The sequence below is a fragment of the Endozoicomonas sp. ALB115 genome (assembly GCF_049310245.1).
GTDB lineage: Bacteria > Pseudomonadota > Gammaproteobacteria > Pseudomonadales > Endozoicomonadaceae > Endozoicomonas.
The window spans coordinates 1-1,909 of the sequence record NZ_JBLYZG010000170.1; the positions used below are offsets into that span (position 1 = coordinate 1).

Genomic DNA, 1,909 nt, shown 5'->3' on the forward strand with positions numbered 1-1,909 from the left:
AAGTTGAGGGTTCTCTTGTGTTTTCAGAAATTATGAGTATGTCAGTTTTCTGGTTGTGGCAGCTGACGTGTATTCATCGGGAGTAGCTGCATCTGAATAAGAGTATCGCTTCCTAACAAGAAGAGAGTTCCAGCCTTGAATTAGTGAATGCTCGGTAATATTGTATGAAGTCCCGCTGTACCTTGCCCTTATATATTGATCATTGACTGCATAAATAATCCAATTAGGAGCACGGCTACCACTTCGCTGCCCAAAAATAATATGGTCACTGCCCGTGTTAGTTGGTGGTTTAAACCATCCGTAAACCGTGAACTCGTAAAGTAAGCCCGGATTTTTACCATAAAGACCAGTGTTTGCATTAAGCACTGCCGTTGATTGTAGGTAATGATCCAAGCCAAAGACCGGATTCCCACTTGAGAAACGGGCTAATTCAGGATTATAAGTATTAGTTGTATGTAAATGATGCCCATTGCCTGAAAAATCTTCCTCAAACATACCAAAGTCTAAATCTAATACACTTTGGTCAGGAGGCTCAAAAGTATACAGGCTCGTGGGATGAGTATGATCCAAGACATATTGCTTAAAGTTTTTCACTGCCATCAGTCAGCATCCCCCCGAATCTGTAGCGTAAAGTCGTCGTTTGTTTCCGTACCCTGACCTGAAAGCACCGTCCGACAAATCCAAACTGGCGCAAGGCACCCATCGGTATTGAAACGGATAGCGTTGCCTGTTGACCAGCCGCTGCCCCAACCATCGGCTTTCATTGTGAAATAAGGTACTCCCGTTTCCGGGTTAATGGGTGCGGTATCGGTTGCTGTGCTGCCGCTGGCTATTATCCCCAGCTTTTCCTCAACAATCTGGAAAGCTGTGCTGCTGGTAAAAATGATTGCCCACTTTCCATAAATAGCCCCCTTGTTGGTCGCTTCTACCGGGTAGTTGATGGTGTTGTATTGGGCAGTTGTCTGGTCTCCAACCCGGTCATCCGTCCAGTTTGGATCGCCGCTATCCCATACCTTCTGGCTGAAAAAGTTTTTCACTCTGGCCTGAAGATCGCCATAGACCACCGCACTGCTGACCGAGGTTTCGCCTGCGGGCAAATCCCAAGGCACCGGGGAGATAATGGACAGGTCGCCATTGATCTGCACATCGCTCAATACGCTCATGTGCTCCACCCGATCCTTAATGGCATAGGGTGCCGATAGCGGGCTACTATCGGCATCAATCAGGCTCAACGGATCGGCAAAGGTCACGGTTCCTGCCTCTCTATCGACGGTGTATTGATCGCTGGCCAGCAAAGTACCACCGCTGTCTTCCACCACTATTTCTGCCTGATGATCACGAGCCAGGTTAATCACCTGTCCTGCCGTTGGAGTACCGGCATCGGTGGTTGCCGTATGACTTATAACCACAATATCCCCGGCTCGATAGATGGGAACCTTGCCATCGGGAGGTAGACGTACCGGGTCAAGGCCGATCAGTTCAGCATCGAGCGGCAGGCTGGTTTCCACCACGCAGTTGTAACGGACACTCTGCGGGATGACATAGATTGGCTTCTTTTCAGGAGATTTTCCATCAGTAAACTCAATCTCGCACCAGCCAGTCGTAACGTCGATGTTTCCCGTCACCTCTGAAGTGCTGAAGTCGCCATTAAAGTCAGCTGTCGCAGTAATCACATCCCCGGTATCCACCCGCACTGCCGTTAGCTGCAAGCTGCCCTGTCGAACAGGAGCACCGGGAGTACGGAAGGCCACCGCATTTATGCCAAAGCCAACCCCGATGGTGGCCGCTGCCTGAATGGTGGCCGTATTGACGGTGCCGGATGGGTAGCTGGCCAGTGTCGCCAGCCCGCCGCTGTAATCGACCCTGCCAACCTGAACACCGGCATTGGTTTCTGTGCTCAGGTTTTTAT

2 protein-coding genes are annotated in these 1,909 nt (G+C 50.2%); both read right to left on the minus strand.

Annotated features, from left to right (window positions below):
• Positions 1 to 30: 30 nt before the first annotated feature.
• The gene (locus ACO6VE_RS24385; protein ID WP_422464088.1) at positions 31 to 600 is read right to left on the minus strand and encodes a hypothetical protein; all 570 of its coding nucleotides are present in this window, start codon (positions 598 to 600) and stop codon (positions 31 to 33) included.
• Positions 600 to 1,909: hypothetical protein (locus ACO6VE_RS24390; protein ID WP_422464090.1), on the minus strand; the 1,310-nt coding region annotated here is incomplete at its 5' end. The genes ACO6VE_RS24390 and ACO6VE_RS24385, both read right to left, overlap by 1 nt.

Coding starts and splice junctions, on each gene's coding strand:
- ACO6VE_RS24385 (WP_422464088.1), bottom strand. CDS start 600: ATGGCAGTGAAAAACTTTAAGCAATATGTCTTGGATCATACTCATCCC.